Origin of the sequence: Phytobacter massiliensis JC163, assembly GCF_000321045.1 — a bacterium.
Classification (GTDB): Bacteria; Pseudomonadota; Gammaproteobacteria; order Enterobacterales; family Enterobacteriaceae; genus Phytobacter_A; species Phytobacter_A massiliensis.
The window spans coordinates 1-1,317 of the sequence record NZ_CAEO01000175.1; the positions used below are offsets into that span (position 1 = coordinate 1).

Consider the following 1,317-nt stretch of genomic DNA (forward strand, 5'->3'; position numbering starts at 1 on the left):
GTTGTTACTTCCGTAAAAGTCATCCCGGTTGCCGGGCATGACAGCATGCTGATGAACCTGAGCGGCGCTCACGCCCCGTTCTTCACCCGTAATATCGTCATCATCACCGACAATGCCGGCAACACCGGCGTCGGCGAAGTCCCCGGCGGCGAAAAAATCCGCCAGACCATTGAAGACGCGGCTCCGCTCATCAACGGCAGAACCCTCGGCGAGTACAAAAACATTCTCACCACCGTGCGCAACACCTTCGCCGACCGTGACGCCGCCGGGCGCGGCCTGCAGACCTTCGACCTGCGCACCACCATTCACGTGGTCACCGCCATCGAAGCCGCCCTGCTTGACCTGCTCGGCCAGCACCTCGGCGTCAACGTCGCCACCCTGCTTGGTGACGGCCAGCAGCGCAACGAAGTGGAGATGCTGGGCTACCTGTTCTTCGTCGGCAACCGCAAGGCCACCCCGCTGCCCTACCAGAGCCAGCCGGATGAGCAGTGCGACTGGTACCGCCTGCGCCACGAAGAGGCGATGACCCCGGACGCCGTGGTGCGCCTGGCGGAAGCGGCGTATGAGAAGTACGGCTTCAACGACTTCAAACTGAAAGGCGGCGTGCTGGCGGGGGAAGAGGAAGCCGAATCCATCGTGGCGCTGGCGAAACGCTTCCCGCAGGCGCGGGTGACGCTGGACCCGAACGGGGCCTGGTCACTGAACGAAGCCATCCGCATCGGTAAGTACCTGAAAGGGTCGCTGGCGTATGCGGAAGACCCGTGCGGCGCGGAGCAGGGCTTCTCCGGGCGCGAGGTGATGGCGGAGTTCCGCCGCGCCACCGGCCTGCCGACGGCGACCAACATGATAGCCACCGACTGGCGTCAGATGGGGCACACCCTGTCGCTGCAGTCGGTGGACATCCCGCTGGCGGACCCGCACTTCTGGACGATGCAGGGCTCGGTGCGGGTGGCGCAGATGTGCCACGAGTTCGGCCTGACCTGGGGCTCGCACTCCAACAACCACTTTGACGTCTCGCTGGCGATGTTCACCCACGTGGCAGCGGCCGCGCCGGGCAAAATCACCGCCATCGACACCCACTGGATCTGGCAGGAAGGCAACCAGCGGCTGACGAAAGAGCCGTTCGAAATTAAGGGCGGTATGGTGCAGGTGCCGCAGAAACCGGGTCTGGGCGTGGAGCTGGATATGGACCAGGTGATGAAGGCGAACGAGCTGTACCAGAAACACGGGCTGGGTGCGCGCGACGATGCGATGGGGATGCAGTACCTCATCCCCGGCTGGACGTTTGATAACAAGCGTCCCTGTATGGTGCGTTAA

General features: G+C 63.9%; 1 protein-coding gene. It reads left to right on the forward strand.

What is annotated here, in order from left to right:
* Positions 1 to 1,317 (forward strand): glucarate dehydratase (gene gudD, locus ENTHG_RS00040; RefSeq protein WP_052332652.1); only part of this gene is annotated, 1,317 nt, incomplete at its 5' end.